A 16,029-nucleotide genomic window follows, 5' to 3' on the forward strand; every position below is an offset into this window, starting at 1 on the left:
CGGGAAACTCGAACCGCAAAGATTTCTTCGCGAAAAACCCTTTGCAAAGAAGCCTTTGCGGTCCTAGTCTCCTGCCATGACCGAAGAGCAGGGCTGGAAGCACAGCGAGGACCAGCGGGCCATCGCCCTCACCGCCGAGAGCATGCGGGCGATGGCACACCCGGTGCGCCTTCAGGTGGTCGGCTTGCTGCGCAAGCACGGCCCCTCCACGGCGACGCGGCTCGCAGCCGAGCTGGGGCTCAACTCCGGCGCCACGAGTTACCACCTGCGCCAGCTCGCCGCCGCGGGCTTCGTGGAGGAGGACGAGTCGCGCGGCAACGCCCGCGAGCGCTGGTGGCGGTCGGCCCACCGCATCACGCTCTGGACGGTGGACGACATGGCGGACGAGCAGCTCGGCGAGGCCGCCGGGTACCTGAGGTCCGTCCTGGCCGCGCACACCCTGGCGGCCCAGCGCTCGCTGGACACCTTCGAGGTCATGCCGCGCGAGTGGCGCAAGGCGCTGAACCTGAGCGACTTGGTGCTCCAGCTCACGCCCGCCGAGGCCCAGCAGCTCTCCGGCGAGCTGAGCGAGGTGGTCCGGCGCTACCGATGGGTGGGAGCCGAGGGGCCGGTCCCGGAGGGATCGGAGCAGGTATCCGTCGTCGTCCACGTCCTGCCGGACGTGCGCGAGGACACCGACGAGGGGGGAACCACATGACCGGCACGATGACCACGGCCACCAGAACCGCCGCCGACGGAACCGCCGCCGACGACGGGCCGGGGCGCAGCTACCGGCCGCTGGCCGGGGTGCTGACCGCCACGGTGGTCTCGGTGACGGGCACCCGGGTCTCGGCCATCGCCCTGCCCTGGTTCGTCCTGGCCACCACCGGCAGTGCCACCATGACGGGCCTGGTCGCCTTCGCGGAGATGGCGCCGTACGTGACGGTCAAGGCGCTGACCGGGCCGGTGGTCGACCGGCTCGGGCCGCGCGTGGTGTCCTGGACGACGGACGCGGTCAGCGCGGTCGCGGCAGGGCTGGTCCCGCTGCTGCACTCGCAGGGGCTGCTCCCGTTCTGGGTGCTGCTGGTGATGGTCGCGGTGATCGGGGCGATGCGCGGGCCGGGGGACTTGGCGAAGTCCGTCATGGTCCCGGAGGCGGCCGACCACGCCCGGGTGCCGATGGAGCGCGCCACCGGGCTGTCGGGCGTCACCGAGCGGCTGGCCTCCACGATCGGCCCGGCGGCCGGCGGCGGCCTGGTCGCCCTGATGGGCCCGCTGGCCGGTCTGGCGATCAACGCGGGCACCTTCGCGCTCGGGTCGCTGATCATCGCGCTCGCGCTGCCGCGCGGCATGGGGCGCCCGGCGGTGCCCGCGGTGGCTGCGGCGTCGGAAGCCGGGCCGGAGGCAGGGGAGCGGCCGGTCGGCTACTGGCGGATGTTCCGCGAGGGCTTCACGTTCCTGCGGTCCGAGCCGCTGCTGCTCGCCGTGACGGTGATGGTCGGCATCACCAATCTGCTCGACGCCGGCTTCGTGACCGTCCTCGTCCCGGTCTGGGCACGGGAGTCCGGCAAGGGCCCGGCGGCCATCGGGCTGTGCGCGGGTGTCATGGGGGCCACGGCGGTCGCCGGCAGCCTGATCGCGGCGGCCGTCGCCTCCCGGCTCCCCCGGCGCACGGTCTTCTTCGTGGGCTTCCTGCTGTGCGGTGCCCCCCGCTTCCTGGTGCTCGCCTTCGGCGCGCCGATGTGGGTGGTGCTCGCGGTCTTCGCGGTCGGCGGCTTCGGCTCGGGCTTCCTCAACCCGATCCTCGGCGCGGTGCTCTTCGAGCGGGTGCCCCGCCACCTGCTGGGCCGGGTGCACGCGCTCGGCGACTCGCTGGCCTGGGCCGGGATCCCGCTCGGCGGTCTGGCGGCCGGCGCGTCGGTCGCGCTGGTCGGCCTGATACCCAGCCTGGTCGCGGCGGGCGCGCTCTACTTCGCGACCACGACGCTGGCGGGGTTCCGGCCCGAGTGGCGCGAGATGGACCGCCTCCGGAGGGCCGGGGGCAGTACACCCGCAGAGCCGGACGGGGTGCCCTGCGGGTAGCCCGCCGCCCGGGGCCCTTCCGCCCGGGGCCGGTGCCCGGCTGGCGGCGCCTGCCCCTGGCAGGCGGGGGACGGGCCAGGTCCTGGGCGCGGCTCGCGGGCCCGGCTAGCGGTTCCGGTCGCCGGCGCGGACGGGGGCGGCAGCCGGCCGGTGGCCCGCCCACCGGAGGAGCAACACGCTGGTCAGCGCCGCGAGGGCGCACCAGGTGGAGACGAAGGCGAGGTGCCAGAGCAGGGCGCAGGCGACGGCGCCCACGCCGGTGAGGAGGCCGAGCCGGCGGAGCAGACGATCACCGCTCATCAGGAGGGGGCCGACGGTGGCGAGGAGATAGCCGGCCAGCAGGAGGGCCGGGTGCGGGGCGCCGACGGCGTAGCCGAGGGTGTGGCCGTGCACACCGGCCGACACCGGGCGGGACACGACGGCCACGGCCAGCGGCACGGCGACCGCCGCACCGAGCAGGGTGAGGGCGGCGGGTGCCCGCCGGTGCCGTTCACCGGTCGCGCACCACACGGCGGCCGGAACCAGCACGGGCAGCAGCGGAAGGGCAATCACCGCCCAGGCGGTGCGGGCCGCTGCGGCGAGGCCGTCCGGCAGCTCGCCGTCCGTGCCGAGCCAGACCAGCGCCTCGACCAGTTGGTGTACGCCCAGCACCAGGGGGAGCGCGGCGAGCGGCAACCGACCGGGGCGGCCGGACCGGTGGGCGCGGACCAGACAGGCCACCCCGACTCCCGTGACCAGCCCACCGGCCGCGGCGTCCGCCTGCACGCTCCAGCACATCGGGCCTACCCGCTGCTCCCGGGACCGCCGTCCTCCTCGGTCCCGTCCGGGCGCTGGTCCTCGGGGTGTTCCGCCGTTCCGTCCTCCGCATTCCCGGTGTCCGTCTCGGCTTCCCCCTCCGCGTCGCCGTCCCCCGCCTCGTCCTCCGGCAGGGTCCCGATGCCCTCCAGGGTCTCGCGAACGGTCCCGGGCATCGCCGGGTGACGGCCGATCACGACCACCCCGGTCACGATCGCCAGCAGCCCGATCGCCTGCCAGGCCAGCGCCGCCGGCGTCACCCGCAGCCGGTCGCCGAGGAAGCCCACCGCGCAGGCGATCCCGGACAACGGCTGGGCGGCGGTCAGCGCGGGCAGGGACATCCGCAGCGGCGCGGCCTCGAAGGCGCTCTGCACCAGCAGCAGCCCCACCACGCCCGCCACCACCACCGCGTACGGCTGCCAGCTGCGCAGCACCGCGGCCAGGCCGTCGTGGTCGAGGCGCTGGGTGGTGGTGCGGGTCAGGGCGTCCTGGAGGCCGTAGAGCAGCCCGGCGGCGAGCGCCAGCAGGGTCGCCTCCTCGAACAGCGGCAGCCGCCGGGCCAGTGACACCAGCAACAGGACCAGCCCGACCACGACGCCGACCACCAGCCAGTGCCGCAGCTCGCCGGCCGGTGGCCCGCCACCGGTCGGCTGCCCGGCCACGATGAACGCCGTGACCCCGAGCGCCAGCAGCAGGACTCCGCCCCAGCCGGAACGGCCCAGGGTCTGACGGGTCAGCACCCGGGCCAGTGCCATGGCGAAGATCAGATTGGTGGCCAGCAGCGGCTCGACCAGCGACACCTCGCCCTGGTTGAGCGCGAGTGCGGAGAGGATCAGCCCGCTGACCATGAATCCGGTGCCGAGCAGCCACTGCGGCATCCGCATCAGGTCGAGCAGCAGCCGCCAGCGCAGCAGATCGGAGCGCGGGGCTCGCTGCGCCGCGTGCTGCTGGAGGACGAAGCCGAGCCCCAGACAGCAGGCCGCACTGAGAGCGAGGACGAAGACCGCCACGGAGGGACCACCAGGTTGTCGCTGCCCGTGCCGCGCCGACGGGTCCGAGAGGGTGGTCGGCTGTCGCGGCCGCTCCCGCCAGCCTACCGCCGGGGCGGTGGCCGGGCCGGTCGCGCGACACGCGGCGGTGCGGTGGGGCCCGTGCGATGTGTGGGGTTTCGGGTTTTCCGGGCGGTGTTCGCCGCTACCGGTGTGGGGCTGGTCGCGCGATACGCGGGTGGGGTGTGGTGCGGCCGGGTGCGCGGTGCGGGGCCCCGGGGGCCTTCCGGGCAGCGCTTGCCGCCGGTGGCGGGGCAGGCGCACGCTGGTGTGAGCGGCCGCCACGGGGCACCGTCCGTGCCGGTCCGGACAGGCGGCGACGGGGGCCGGCGCCAGGAGGTGTGGCGATGCACAACCAGTGGGACGTGGAGCTGAGCTTCGAGGAAGACGGCGTGCACACGACGTGTGAGGCCCGGCTGACCGGTGCGAGGGCGCCGGGGCTGAGCGCGCACGGCGAGTCGGTGAAGAGCGTGGAGGACCGTCCGCTCGCCAGGATCGGCGAGGAGGTCGCCGCCTCCAGAGCCCTGGAGGAACTGTCGCGCAAGCTGCGGACCCAGGCCACCGGGGAGATCGACGACGAGGGGCGCCGCCCGGACTACCTGATCTACTGAATCCCACCGGTCGGTGACCAGCTCCGGACCGCGCGTACGGCCCGGGGCCGACGGGTCGGCGTGTGCCCGGGGGGTCGGCGGTGTGAGAAGTCGGGTGGGCCGACTTCTCACGCCCGCGTTCTCGCGTTCTCGCGTTCTCGCGTTCTCGCGTTCTCGCGTTCTCGCGTTCGCGTGTCCGCGTGTCCGCGTGTCCGCGCGGGAGTTGGAGGTCAGCCCTGGCGGGTGGGGGCGAGGAAGTCGGTGAGCCGGCGGTTGATCTCGTCGGCGGCGGCCATGGGGAAGTTGTGGTGGGCGGCGTACGGGAGGACGGCGACCTCGGCTCCGGGCAGGGCGCGGCGGGCGGCTTCGGCGACCCGTCGGGGGTCATGGGTACGGCTGTGGGCGGCGAACAGGGCGAGAAGAGGAGGGGTGAGCGTCCGGAGCCGGTCGGCGGAGGGCCGGGGGCCGGTGACCACGCGGGAGGCGGGGAAGTCGGCGTAGCCCAGGGCGTACAGCTCGCGCCAGGCGGGATCGAGGCTGGGGGTGGTGCCGGTGTCCCAGTCGAGGAAGGAGCGGGCGCGGGCCGGGGTGCGGCCGGGGAGGAAGAGGGGGAGGGCGCGCAACAGGTAGCCGGGCCGGTAGCCGGCGAAGCACTGGGTGGGGTCGAGCAGGGCGAGTCGGCCGACCCGGGCGGGGGCGTGCAGGGCGTACTCCAGGGCGATCCAGCCGCCGTACGAGTGGCCGCAGAAGTCGGCCTGCCGGACGCCGAGTTCGTCGAGGACGGCGTCCAGCCAGCCGAGCAGGCCGGGCACACCGTCGAGTGCCGCGCCGTCGTGGACGCTGCGGCCCGGGTCGCCGATGAGGTCGACGGCGAGGACGCGGTGCCCGGCGGCGGCCCAGGCACCGGCGTTGGCGAACCAGACGGTGGAGGTGGCGCCGCCGCCGTGGAGCAGGACGAGCGGACGGCCGTCGGCGGGGCCGCAGGCGTTGATCCGGGTGGTGCCGTGCGCGGTGCGGACGGTGAGCGCCTCGACCGGGACGGGCCAGCGGGCCAGCAGGGCGTCGTAGGCGGTGAGGAAAGGGGCCAGGGAGGGGGCGGTGCGGGCGGACATCGGGGCCTCCGCGGGTGTGGTGTGATGGCGACCGGGCCGGCGAGACCACTCGCCGAGCACGTATCTCGCTGAGCAAGTATCTCGCCGAGCGAGAGAATACACAGTCATACCCCGAGGAAGGGCGAGAGGGTGTCCGAGGTTTCGGAGCCGATGCGGCTGGTCCACCTGCTTCGTGGTCTGACGGTCGAACTCGACCTGTTCGGCGCCGAGTTCGCGGCCCGCAATGGTCTGCACCCGACCGATCTGCGGGCGCTGATCCATCTGCTGGACGCGGCCCGGGCCGGGCAGGTGGTCACGCCCGGTCGGCTCGGCGAGGCGCTGGGGCTGAACTCGGCGGGCACCACCGGCCTGGTGGACCGGCTGGAGCGGCTCGGGCTGATCCGCCGCGAACGCGACCCGCAGGACCGGCGCAGGGTGCGGCTGCTGGTGGAGGAACGCGCGATGGAGCTGGGGGAGGGCTTCTTCGGCGGGCTGATCGGTGATCTGGTGGCGGCGATGGGGCAGTTCGAGCCGGCGGAACTGGAGACGGCCCGGCGCTTCCTCGCGGCCATGGCCGCGGTGGTGACGACCGCCAGGGAGAAGTGACCGGACGCGGGCCGGCCGGACCGCCACTACGCGGGCAGCGCGGACCGCGCGACCCGTGGCCCGGACGGACCACGCGTCCCGTGGGCCGGCCGGACCGCGCTACGCCGGCCCGAGGGTCCAGCTGATCACCGACAGCGTCGCCATCGACACCAGCGTCGACCAGAGCACCGCGTCCCGGGCGAGGGCGGTGCCCTGCTCGTACTCGCGGGAGTAGGTGTACACGTTCTGCGCGGTGGGCAACGCGGAGAACAGCACCACGGTGAGCAGTTGGTGCGCGGGCAGGTGGAGCAGCGGTCCGGCCACGGCGAGTGCGACCAGCGGCTGGACCAGGGTCTTGAGCGCGACGATCAGCCCGACCTCCGCACGGCGCGGCCGGCCCGCCGCCGGCGGCCGGTTGTGCAGCGAGATGCCGAGGGTGATCAGGGCGGTCGGCACGCCCGCCCCGCCGAGCAGCTCGCAGGAACGGTTCAGCTCGGTGGGCAGGTGCGCGCCGGTCGCCGAGACGATCGCCCCGAGCGCGGCGGCCAGCAGGATCGGGTTGCGCACGGGCAACGTGAGCAGCGCGCGGCGGCCGGCCGCGCCGCCGTCCAGCACGGCCAGGACGGCGGGGGTGACCAGCAGGATCTGGAACAGCACCACGGGTGCGACGAAGGACGCGTCGCCGAGCACCTGCATGGTCACCGGAATGCCGAGGTTGGCCGAGTTGACGTAACCCGAGGCCATCGCGCCGATGGCCAGCTCCCCGGGCTTCCGACGGAACAGCAGCCGCCCGGCGAGCAGCCCGAGGCCGATCGAGACCAGGGTGCCGGCCACGAAGGCGAGCATCGAGGCGTTGGCGAAGCGGTCCAGCGGGGTGCGGGAGATCATCAGGAACAGCGCGGCCGGCATCGCCACGTGGAAGACGAACCGGTTGAGCACCGTCTCGGCCTGCGGTCCGAGCAGCCCGGTGCGGCCGACGGCGTAGCCGGCGCCGGTGAGCGCCCAGATCGGCGCGAAGGCGGACAGCAGGGGGTGCACGGCTGGCATGGTTCCTCGGATCGCTCGGACGGGTCTGCCGGACGCGACGGGGTTCTCCCGTCCAAGGGCGTCGAACCCCCGAGCGCGGTAACCCCCGAAGCCGTGAACCCCCGGGGCAGTAAACCAGTGGCCGCCGCCGGGGCCGCCGACGGCCCGGGCACCTGCCCCGGTCCTGCCCCGGTCCGGTCGTAGGCCCTGCCCTGCCCTCCCGGCCAGGGCCTACGATGAGCCGGTGGAGGACCAGTACCTGAGCCTGTCCGAGGTGGAGGCGATCGCGCGCCGGGCCCACCGGGGACAGGTGGACAAGAACGGCCACCCGTACGACGAGCACATCGCGGCGGTCGCCCACGGGACGGCGGCGCGCGGCGGCAGCGCGGCGCAGATCGCGGCGGGCTGGCTGCACGACACCGTCGAGGACGACCGCCTGAGCCGGGAGTGGCTGGCCGGGGCCGCACTCCCCGAGGAGACCAAGGCGATCGTGGAGGCGCTCACCCGGCGTCCGGACGAGCCCGTCGAGGAGTACACCGCGCGCATCCTGGCCACGCCGGGCGCGCTGCTGGTCAAGCGCGCGGACCTGGCGCACAACTCCGACCCGGCCCGCCTCGCCGCGCTGGACCGGGCGACCGCCGAGCGACTGGCCGCCAAGTACGCGCGGATGCGCGAGCTGCTCGGGCTCACCGGCGAGCTGTAGGAGCTGGGGGCGGGCAGTAGGGGCTGGTAGGAGCAGGAGGAACCGTACGAAGCGCGGGAACCCGCGCGGGCGCAGGGGCCGGAGGAACCACGAAAGGGCCCGGACCACGCGGGTCGCGCGGGTCCGGGCCCTCTCGGGCACCCCGGTGGTCCCTGTCCGGCCCCCGGGGTGAGGGGGAGTGGTCAGGAGACGGTCGGAGACAGGTGGGCCTTTGGGGTCGGCTTAGTACCAGTGGTGGCTCTGCCAGAACGCCCAGGCGCCGTTCGGGCTGCCGTAGCGGCTGTTCATGTAGTCCAGCGCCCACTTGATCTGGGTGGTCGGGTTGGTCTTCCAGTCGGAGCCGTGCGAGGCCATCTTGGAGCCCGGCAGCGCCTGGGCCAGGCCGTACGCGCCCGAGCTCGGGTTGGTCGCGGTCACGTTCCAGCCGGACTCGTGGGAGATGATCTGGTTGAACGAGGCCAGCTGGTTCGCCGGGACGATCTGGGCGGCGATGGCCTGCGGGGAGGCGGAGGCGGCGTTCGCGGTGGCGGGCAGGACACCCGCGCCCAGGGCGGTCAGACCGGCGGCACCGGCGAGGACGGCGGCGGAAGTGCGCATGCGGAGCTTGAAAGCGGGCATGAAGAAATGGACCTCAATCGGGTTGGGCCGGTCGCTCCCCGCCCAGGACCACGGCCGGGGGCCGGCGGTCACGGGGGTGACACGGCAGTTAGCCACTCACCGGCGGGACAGGTGCCGGTGCGGCTGACGACTGAGCCATTGTTGGCAGACGGGATCGGCCGTCGCCAAGCCCCCCTCGTTACGACTCCTGGTCGTACGGACGGTGCGGCCGTGGATTCGAAGGACGGGGCCGTGCGGGCGCTCCGCACGGCGCTGAGCTGGGCGGACCTCGGGACGGCCGGGGTCGCGCGGCAACCCGGGTGGCGTCTACTACCCTCCGTCGTTCACCTTGATCACGTGTGAGCGCACTCACCGTGCGAGGGCCCTCGGGCGTCACGCGCAGGCCCGGTCGCGGCACGGTGGGTGCAGACGATCAACCCCGTGGCCGTGACCGGCGCCACACCATCGCGGCGGCCGGCTACCGCAGGTCGCCCAGCCGCCGGTGCCGCAGGGCCCGGGCCGTCAGCCGGTCCGCTTCGGTGGCCGCCGCCAGGGTGGCGAGCGCCGCACCGACCGCCTGCCCGAGCCGTGCGCAGAAGGCCCCGGGCTCCTCGGCGGCGTCCGGCAGCTCCGGGACGACCTCGTCGACGAGCCCGACCTCGGCCAGGTGCCGCGCGCCGATCCCCTGGCTGCGGGCCAGCTCGGCCGCGTGGGCGCCGTCCCGGTGGACGATCGCCGAAGCGCCCTCCGGCGGCAGCGGCGCCAGCCAGGCGTGCTCGGCGGCGACCACCCGGTCCGCCGGGAGCAGGGCGAGCGCCCCGCCGCCCGAACCCTGGCCGAGCAGTACGGCCAGGACCGGGGTGCGCAGCGCGAGCAGGGTGGTGAGGCAGTACGCGATCTCCACCGCGATGCCCTCCAGCTCGGCCTGGGCGGACAGCTCCGCACCGGCCGTGTCGACCACGGTGACCAGCGGCAGCCCGAGCTGCTCGGCCAGGCGCGCGGTGCGCCGTACGGCCCGCAGGTCGGCGGCGGTGAAGGGGCGCTCGTGCCCGGGGGTCTGCCGCTGCTGGCCGGCGACCAGGACGGGGCGCCCGCCGAGCACGGCCAGCGCCCGGACCAGTGCGCCGCCCCGCCCGCCGGGGGAGTCCAGCAGCACCAATTCCTCGGCGGTGTGCCGCAGCAGCTCGCGGGCGCCCGGACGGTCCGCGCGGCGGGTGCGGAGGACGGAGTCCCAGGCGTCGGGGCGCCCGGCGTCGGTGGAAGGGGCGGGTTCGGACCCGGCCGTGGGGGCCGAGGCAGCAGAAGGGGAAGGGGAAGGGGAAGGGGAAGGCGGGGCGGTGGCGAGCACGGCGAGCGTGCGGCGCAGGAGCTCGCGCAGCTCCTGCGGCGGGACGACGGCGTCCACCAGTCCCTGTTCGGCGAGGGTCTCGGCCCGCTGGACGTCGGCCGGCAGCTCCAGGCCGCGCAGCTCCTCGTACACGCGGGGGCCGAGGAAGCCGAGCCTGGCGCCCGGCTCGGCGAGGACCAGCTGGCCCAGCGTGCCCCAGGAGGCGAAGACCCCTCCCATGGTGGGGTTGCGCAGATAGGTGAGGTAGGGGAGGCCGGCCGCGCGGTGCGCCTGGACGGCGGCGGTGATCCGCAGCATGCAGAGGAAGGCCGCCGAGCCCTCCTGCATCCGCGTCCCGCCGGAGACCGGCAGGGCGAGCAGCGGCAGCCGCTCATCGGTGGCGCGCTCGACGGCGCGGGTGATCCGCTCGGCGGTGGCGACGCCGATCGAGCCGCCGAGGAAGCCGAACTCGGAGGCGACCAGCGCGACCGGGCGGCCGGCGACCAGCCCGAGCCCGGTGAGGACGGCCTCGTCCAGGCCGGTGCGCTCGCGGGCCCGGTCGAGCGAGGCGCGGTAGCCGGGGTCGTCGGGCGGGCCGGGCGCCGGTTCGTCCCAGCTCCGGAAGCCGTCCTGGTCGACCAGCAGCCCGATCAGCTGGTGCGCCGTCAGCGATGTGCCCGAGGCCGTACCCATGCCCCACCCCGTCAGAGATCGTTCCGGTCCGTCGTGATCCGCTGTTGCGTACCGCACTCTATGCGGCCCGATCAGGGCGCCGCGAGTGCCCGCACGGGCGGGTGGGACGGGTGTGGCATTCGTTCGACGGCGGTCGGACGCGGCGCCGGGCGGGCGGTTCGTGGACGTTGCGCGGACGGCTGCGCGGACGGCTGCGGGGGTTGCCGGAGGAGGCTGGAGTACGGCTCAAGTCCCCTTTGGTAAAGGGAAGTTACTCACTGGCTAATAGTTTCCCGGAGGGCTTCCGGAGTTGACGGTGTCTCGCCACACTGGTGGGCATGACTCGCACTCTACGCGCGTGGAAGTCCCGCGCCGCCGCCGTCACCGCCGTCGTCCTGATGACCCTCGCCCCGGTCGCCGTCGCCACCGACGCGCACGCCGCCGTGAGCGGCACGGTCTGCCTCTCCGCCCTGCCGTCGCAGGCCGCCGACACCCTCGACCTGATCGCCTCCGGCGGGCCCTTCCCCTACTCCCAGGACGGCGTGGTCTTCCAGAACCGGGAGGGCGTCCTGCCCAGCGAGTCCTACGGCTACTACCACGAGTACACCGTCATCACCCCGGGCTCCCCGACCCGCGGCGCCCGCCGGATCGTGACCGGTCAGGCCTACCAGGAGGACTACTACACCGGCGACCACTACGCCACGTTCTCCCTGATCGACCAGACCTGCTGAGCGGGAACACCCCGGAACGCCCCGGTACGCCCCCGAAAGTCCCCGGAACGCTCCCGGCGTGTCGGCGGCCCCGGCGGACGTCCCCGCCGGGGCCGCCGCCACGCGGCCCCTTCCTGCCTGGCCTGCCGCCCATCTCGCCTCCCGCGCACGGCAGTTGAACGCCCACCGCTGCGCGCCGGATGGGACCGGCCGGCACTTGCTAGGGTCGGGGCATGGCACCACCGAGCAGCGCGAACCCCTCGGGGCGGCTCCGGCGAGACGCGCAGCGCAACCGCGACCTGCTGCTCGCCGCCGCCCGCGACATGTTCTCCCGGCACGGCCTGGACGTGCCGCTGGACCAGATCGCCAAGGAGGCCGGCGTCGGCAACGCCACCCTCTACCGGCACTTCCCGACCCGGGAGGCGCTGATCGGCGAGGTGTTCGCGGACGCCGGGGCCGGCCTCGCCGACGCCGGCGAGGAGGCGCTCGCCGCCGAGGACGCCTGGAGCGGCCTCGAACGGTACTTCGGGCGGATCTTCGAGCTGGTCGCCGCCGACCGGGGCATCAACGACCTCGTCACCCAGGCCATACCGACCATCCCCGGCATGATCGAGATCAGCCGGCAGCACGCCACCACCGTCGGAGTCCTGATCGCCCGCGCCCAGGAGCAGGGCACCATGCGCCGCGACGTCGTCACCATGGACCTGCTCTTCCTGCTCGGCCCGCTCTGCCGCGCCCTGCCCGCCGCCACCGAGCTGCGCCCCGATCTCTGGCGCCGCTACCTCGCCCTCCTGCTCGACGGCTTCCGCGCGCGGGCCACCCACCCGCTGCCCGTCCCGCCGATCGGGGAGGAGCACCTGGACCGGATGTTCGCGGACCTCTGGGAAGCGGACGCTCCGGAGCCGCCGAAGGCCTGAGCGCGCGGTGCCCGCCCGCCATCAGGAACGTGTAGGAAACACCCGGCTCCGCGTCAGAGCCGCGTCAACGAGCCGCCGTGCACGGGTACCAGCGGCTTTGCTGGACACGGATGCGAACGCGGACGTGGGCACGGACACCGACACCGGCACGGACGCGGGGCGGTGCGAGGGCACCCGGGCGGGCGGAGAGGCAGGGGCGAGAGCGTGACGGACAGCGACGTGGGTGCGGACGAGGGCCGGATCGTGGTCGGCGTCAGCGGTTCGCTCGGCAGCCTCGCCGCACTGCACCACGCGGTGGCCGAGGCCCGGCGGTCCGACGTCGAGGTGCTCGCCGTACTCTGCTGGACCCCGCCCGGTGACGAGTTCGGCTACCGCCGCACCCCCTGCCCACCGGTGGTCGACGCCGGACGCGCCGCCGCCGTCGCCCGGCTGCGCCAGGCCCTCGACGAGGCGTTCGCCGGGCGCCACGCCGGAGTTCGGCTGCGCTGCCAGACCGTCCGCGGCGAGACCGCCCACACCCTGGTGCGCTGCGCCGACCGCCCGGGGGACGTGCTGGTGCTCGGCGCGGGCCGTGAGCGGGGCCGCCTCTCCCGGCTGATCCGGCCGTCGATCACCGCCTACTGCGTCCAGCACGCGACCTGCCCCGTGCTCACCGTCCCGCGACCGCCGTTGCAGCGGGACCTGGAGGCGCTGGAGCGCGGCCAAGGGCTGCGCGACCTGGTCGCCGGGAACTGACCCGGCGGCTGCTTCCGGTCAAGGGCGTCGGCGCGCGGGGCGGGCGGCGGCCAGGGGCCGGCGCGGGAGCATCTCGCCGGGCGCGCCCGGGCCCGGGCAGTCCACGACGCCGGTCATCCGCGGCCCCGGTCCGGGAACTCAACCACGCCGTGCGGGTCACCGGGCCCGCCCGAGGCGGTCCGGCAGCTGCGGTGGTCCAACACGGCGTCAACGGCTGTGAGTTGACGGATGATCACGAACACCGGCGGAAGCCGGGAAGCATCACCGGGGCGGCCTCGGCGGAGGTGGCGGCGGCCGGGCGGTGGACGCCCGCCCGCCGTCCGGCCGCGTACGGGACGGCCTCCGGTCGAGTGCTCGTCATGCCGGGTTCGCCCCCGATTTGGCACGTGATCACGGAGCTTGTACTGTACTTCCTGTCGCGAGGGAGAAGATTCCTCGTCAGGCGTCAGTGGTGCTACCAGAGCACGTCCTACTTTCAGTAGGAAGAGTCCGTGCGACCCGGGCCTGGCGCTCCAGAGTCGGACGGGGTCCGGCGCCAGTCGAACGGCGCCGGGCCCTTTCCGCGTTCCCGCAACCGGGAGAGGCCGGGCGTTCAGGACGGCTGGCGGTCGGAGCCCAGTTCGCGCGAGATCCGCAGGCCGACCTGGGCGACCACCGGGCCGAGGGCGCGGACCCGGGCGGCCGTCATCCGCGAGGTGAGGCCGGAGACGGACAGCGCGGCCGTCACCTCGCCGGTGTGGTCGAAGATCGGGGCGGCGACGCAGCGCACCTCGGGCTCGTTCTCCCGGTCGTCGATCGAGTAGCCGCGGGCGCGGATGCGGGCGAGGTCGGCGCGCAGCCGGGGTTCGTCGGAGATGGTCCAGGCGGTGACCGGACGCAGCCCGGCCGCGACCACCTCGGCGACGGCCTCCTCGGGCAGCCAGGCGAGGATCGCCTTCCCGGTGGCGGTGCAGTAGGCGGGGGCCCGGCTGCCGACCCGGGAGGCCATCCGGACGTTGGTCTCGTCCTCGACCTTGTCCAGGTAGACGATCCCGGGGGCCTGCCAGACGGTCAGGTGGACGGTCTCGCCCGCCTCCCGCTGGAGCCGGCGCAGGTGCTCGGCGGCGACGGTGCGCAGGTCGAGGGTGGTCAGGTAGGCCTGGCCGAGCCGCAGCGAGCCGTGGCCGAGCCGGAACCAGCCGGTCTCGCGGTCCCGGTCGAGCAGGTGCTCGTCCAGCAGGGGGCCGGCCAGCCGCAGCACCGTGCTCTTGTTGAGGCCGAGTCCGTCGGCGAGCTGGGCGAGCGGGACGCCGCGCCGGTCGCTGTGGTCGCGGACGTAGCCGAGGACGGCGAGCGCGCGGCGCAGCGAGGAGGACTGGTTGCGTTCGGTCGCGGGTTTCTTGGGCGCCGTCTCCGTCATGGGTCCGTTCCCTGGTGTTGTTCTGCCGGTGTTCCCCCGCTGGTCGGCGGCGGTTGTCAGAACGTACCTGTTCGCGGCCGGATCGCCGCATCTTCGATACAACGTTGTGCAGTGCAAAACTTTCGCCAATCCCCTCTTGTTGGCGCCGATCGCCCCCGCCTAACGTCCCTGCCATCGAGCAGGCGACGACGCCCCACCCGAGCGCTACGCCCTGCCGTAACCCCCACCACTTCACTCACCATCGGCCCCGGTCAGGGCCTGCTTCGACGTGCTCGGCCCCGGCGGCGCGCGTCTCGGCGGCAGCTGTCGGGAGGGGAGGTCTCCACCATGCGACTCATCGGACGGACCGCCGCGGCCGTCGTGCTCGCCGCCGGCTGCCTGGCCGCCACCGCCTGCGCCCCCGGCACCGCCTCGCCGGCGAGCGACAAGGCCGGCGACGACCGGACCGGCACGCTGCAGGTCTGGCTGTACAACGAGGCGGGCAACGCGGCCAAGGAGGCCGTGATCTCCAAGGCCGTGACCGAGTTCCAGGCCTCCCACCAGGGCGTCACCGTCAACGTCAGCTACATCGACACCGACGCCTCGGCGCGCGCGGCCAAGATGAAGGGCGCCTTCAACGACCCGAACAGCGCCCCCGACCTGGTCGAGTTCGGCAACACCGACCTGCCCGGCTACGTCGCCGCCGGCGGCCTCGCCGACATCACCGCCGAGCTGGACAAGTGGCAGGACAAGGGCGACCTCGACCCGGCGATCGCCAAGACCGCCGTGGTCGACGGCAAGACCTACGGCCTGCCCTGGTGGGTCGGCGTGCGGGCGCTGTACTACCGCACCGACCTGTTCACCGAGGCCGGCCTCACCCCGCCGACCTCCTACGACGAGCTGGTCGCCGCCACCCAGAAGATCCACGGCGCGCACCCGGACACCTTCGGCATCGCGGTCGGCGGCAAGTACACCTTCGCCGCGCTGCCCTTCGTCTGGGACGCCGGCGGCGACATCGCCACCCAGGACGGCTCGAAGTTCAAGGCCGCGATCGACTCGCCGGCCTCGCAGGCCGGGATCAAGCGCTACACCGACCTGTTCGGCCCGGACGGCTGCCCCGCCCAGCAATGCGCGGACCTGACCGGCGGCAAGACCGTCGACCTGTTCGCCGCGGGCAAGTCGGCGATGGCGGTGCTGCTGAACTCCAACCGCAGCAAGGTCGACGCGGGCGCCGTCAAGGGCAAGTACGGCGTGGTGCCGCTGCCCGGGGAGAAGCCCGGCTCGATCGCCCCGGCCTTCGCCGGCGGCAACAACCTGGGCGTGATGAAGGCGGCCAAGCACCGCACGCTGGCCGTCGAGTTCGCCGAGCTGCTGGCGAGCCCCGCGTACCAGGAGCAGATGTACGACGCGATGGGCAACCTGCCGACGCTGAAGTCCGTCAGCGGCAAGGTCGCGGCGAAGGACGCCTTCCTGAAGCCGTTCACCGACACCATCGCGGCCGGCACCAAGTTCGTGCCGCTCGACCAGGCGTGGGCGCAGATCGACGCCCAGGCGGTGATCCCGACGATGCTCCAGCAGGTCGTCACCGGCAAGGCGGACGTGGCCAAGGCCTCGGCCGACGCCGCCGCGCAGGTCACCTCGGCCTTCGCCGCGCACTGACGGCCGGCCGGACGTCGGCGGCGGCGCGCTCCGGGCCCCGCGCCCCGGCCGCCGCGCCGCCGCCGCAGTGCCGCCGTCGTCGCGCGGGCACCGCGCCGCCACCGTCGTAGCGGCCGCCGCGTCGCCGCCCCAGC

At 74.3% G+C, this 16,029-nt stretch carries 17 protein-coding genes; 9 read left to right on the plus strand and 8 right to left on the minus strand.

Annotated elements, in window-relative coordinates; all coding sequences use genetic code 11:
* Positions 1–76 precede the first annotated feature (76 nt).
* Complete coding sequence (locus tag ACZ55U_RS14530; RefSeq protein WP_465526115.1) at positions 77–697, plus strand: ArsR/SmtB family transcription factor; 621 nt, start codon at positions 77–79, stop codon at positions 695–697.
* Between the two features lie 8 nt (positions 698–705).
* Entirely contained in the window at positions 706–2,061 is a 1,356-nt protein-coding gene (locus ACZ55U_RS14535) for an MFS transporter (protein ID WP_465526262.1), read from the plus strand.
* A gap of 105 nt (positions 2,062–2,166) precedes the next feature.
* Here the strand turns inward: ACZ55U_RS14535 and ACZ55U_RS14540 are convergent, their stop codons facing one another.
* On the minus strand, positions 2,167–2,838 hold the full coding sequence (locus tag ACZ55U_RS14540) for a DUF6629 family protein (protein WP_465526117.1): 672 nt from the start codon (positions 2,836–2,838) through the stop codon (positions 2,167–2,169).
* 5 nt (positions 2,839–2,843) lie between these two features.
* Positions 2,844–3,866 carry a DMT family transporter gene (locus tag ACZ55U_RS14545; protein WP_465526119.1) on the minus strand — a complete coding sequence of 341 codons (1,023 nt, stop codon included), beginning with the start codon at positions 3,864–3,866 and terminating at the stop codon, positions 2,844–2,846.
* Between the two features lie 386 nt (positions 3,867–4,252).
* Between ACZ55U_RS14545 and ACZ55U_RS14550 the strand changes: the two genes are divergently transcribed.
* Positions 4,253–4,516 carry a dsRBD fold-containing protein gene (locus ACZ55U_RS14550; RefSeq protein WP_316525377.1) on the plus strand — a complete coding sequence of 88 codons (264 nt, stop codon included), beginning with the start codon at positions 4,253–4,255 and terminating at the stop codon, positions 4,514–4,516.
* Between the two features lie 209 nt (positions 4,517–4,725).
* On the opposite strand, the gene ACZ55U_RS14555 is transcribed toward ACZ55U_RS14550, so the two are convergent.
* Positions 4,726–5,607, minus strand: a complete 882-nt coding sequence (locus ACZ55U_RS14555; protein WP_465526121.1) for an alpha/beta fold hydrolase — start codon at positions 5,605–5,607, stop codon at positions 4,726–4,728.
* 150 nt (positions 5,608–5,757) lie between these two features.
* On the opposite strand from ACZ55U_RS14555, the gene ACZ55U_RS14560 reads away from it, so the two are divergent.
* A complete protein-coding gene (locus ACZ55U_RS14560) occupies positions 5,758–6,192 on the plus strand; it encodes a MarR family winged helix-turn-helix transcriptional regulator (RefSeq protein WP_465526264.1) in 435 nt (144 codons plus the stop codon).
* A 99-nt stretch (positions 6,193–6,291) separates the two neighbouring features.
* Here the strand turns inward: ACZ55U_RS14560 and ACZ55U_RS14565 are convergent, their stop codons facing one another.
* Positions 6,292–7,218: an AEC family transporter gene (locus ACZ55U_RS14565; RefSeq protein ID WP_465526122.1), complete on the minus strand. Its 927-nt coding sequence runs from the start codon at positions 7,216–7,218 to the stop codon at positions 6,292–6,294.
* Positions 7,219–7,441: 223 nt separating this feature from the next.
* Between ACZ55U_RS14565 and ACZ55U_RS14570 the strand changes: the two genes are divergently transcribed.
* Positions 7,442–7,900 (plus strand): HD domain-containing protein, encoded by a 459-nt coding sequence (locus tag ACZ55U_RS14570; RefSeq protein ID WP_465526123.1) that lies wholly within the window; start codon positions 7,442–7,444, stop codon positions 7,898–7,900.
* Positions 7,901–8,122: 222 nt separating this feature from the next.
* On the opposite strand, the gene ACZ55U_RS14575 is transcribed toward ACZ55U_RS14570, so the two are convergent.
* Both ACZ55U_RS14575 and ACZ55U_RS14580 read right to left on the minus strand, forming a co-directional pair.
* On the minus strand, positions 8,123–8,497 hold the full coding sequence (locus ACZ55U_RS14575; RefSeq protein ID WP_465526125.1) for an aggregation-promoting factor C-terminal-like domain-containing protein: 375 nt from the start codon (positions 8,495–8,497) through the stop codon (positions 8,123–8,125).
* Positions 8,498–8,975: 478 nt separating this feature from the next.
* Entirely contained in the window at positions 8,976–10,517 is a 1,542-nt protein-coding gene (locus ACZ55U_RS14580) for a carboxyl transferase domain-containing protein (RefSeq protein WP_465526127.1), read from the minus strand.
* 317 nt (positions 10,518–10,834) lie between these two features.
* Between ACZ55U_RS14580 and ACZ55U_RS14585 the strand changes: the two genes are divergently transcribed.
* The 3 genes from ACZ55U_RS14585 to ACZ55U_RS14595 all read left to right on the plus strand — a co-directional run bounded on the left by ACZ55U_RS14585 (position 10,835) and on the right by ACZ55U_RS14595 (position 12,858).
* Positions 10,835–11,227 carry a ribonuclease gene (locus tag ACZ55U_RS14585; RefSeq protein WP_465526129.1) on the plus strand — a complete coding sequence of 131 codons (393 nt, stop codon included), beginning with the start codon at positions 10,835–10,837 and terminating at the stop codon, positions 11,225–11,227.
* Between the two features lie 212 nt (positions 11,228–11,439).
* Complete coding sequence (locus tag ACZ55U_RS14590) at positions 11,440–12,123, plus strand: TetR/AcrR family transcriptional regulator (RefSeq protein ID WP_465526131.1); 684 nt, start codon at positions 11,440–11,442, stop codon at positions 12,121–12,123.
* 204 nt (positions 12,124–12,327) lie between these two features.
* The gene (locus ACZ55U_RS14595) at positions 12,328–12,858 is read left to right on the plus strand and encodes a universal stress protein (RefSeq protein WP_465526133.1); all 531 of its coding nucleotides are present in this window, start codon (positions 12,328–12,330) and stop codon (positions 12,856–12,858) included.
* Positions 12,859–13,090: 232 nt separating this feature from the next.
* On the opposite strand, the gene ACZ55U_RS14600 is transcribed toward ACZ55U_RS14595, so the two are convergent.
* Both ACZ55U_RS14600 and ACZ55U_RS14605 read right to left on the minus strand, forming a co-directional pair.
* A complete protein-coding gene (locus ACZ55U_RS14600; protein WP_465526135.1) occupies positions 13,091–13,219 on the minus strand; it encodes a hypothetical protein in 129 nt (42 codons plus the stop codon).
* 231 nt (positions 13,220–13,450) lie between these two features.
* The gene (locus ACZ55U_RS14605) at positions 13,451–14,257 is read right to left on the minus strand and encodes an IclR family transcriptional regulator (RefSeq protein ID WP_465526137.1); all 807 of its coding nucleotides are present in this window, start codon (positions 14,255–14,257) and stop codon (positions 13,451–13,453) included.
* 327 nt (positions 14,258–14,584) lie between these two features.
* On the opposite strand from ACZ55U_RS14605, the gene ACZ55U_RS14610 reads away from it, so the two are divergent.
* Positions 14,585–15,895, plus strand: coding sequence for an extracellular solute-binding protein (locus tag ACZ55U_RS14610; RefSeq protein WP_465526139.1), 1,311 nt, complete (start codon positions 14,585–14,587; stop codon positions 15,893–15,895).
* Positions 15,896–16,029 lie beyond the last annotated feature (134 nt).

It is taken from the genome of Kitasatospora sp. NPDC034533 (genome assembly GCF_055575155.1).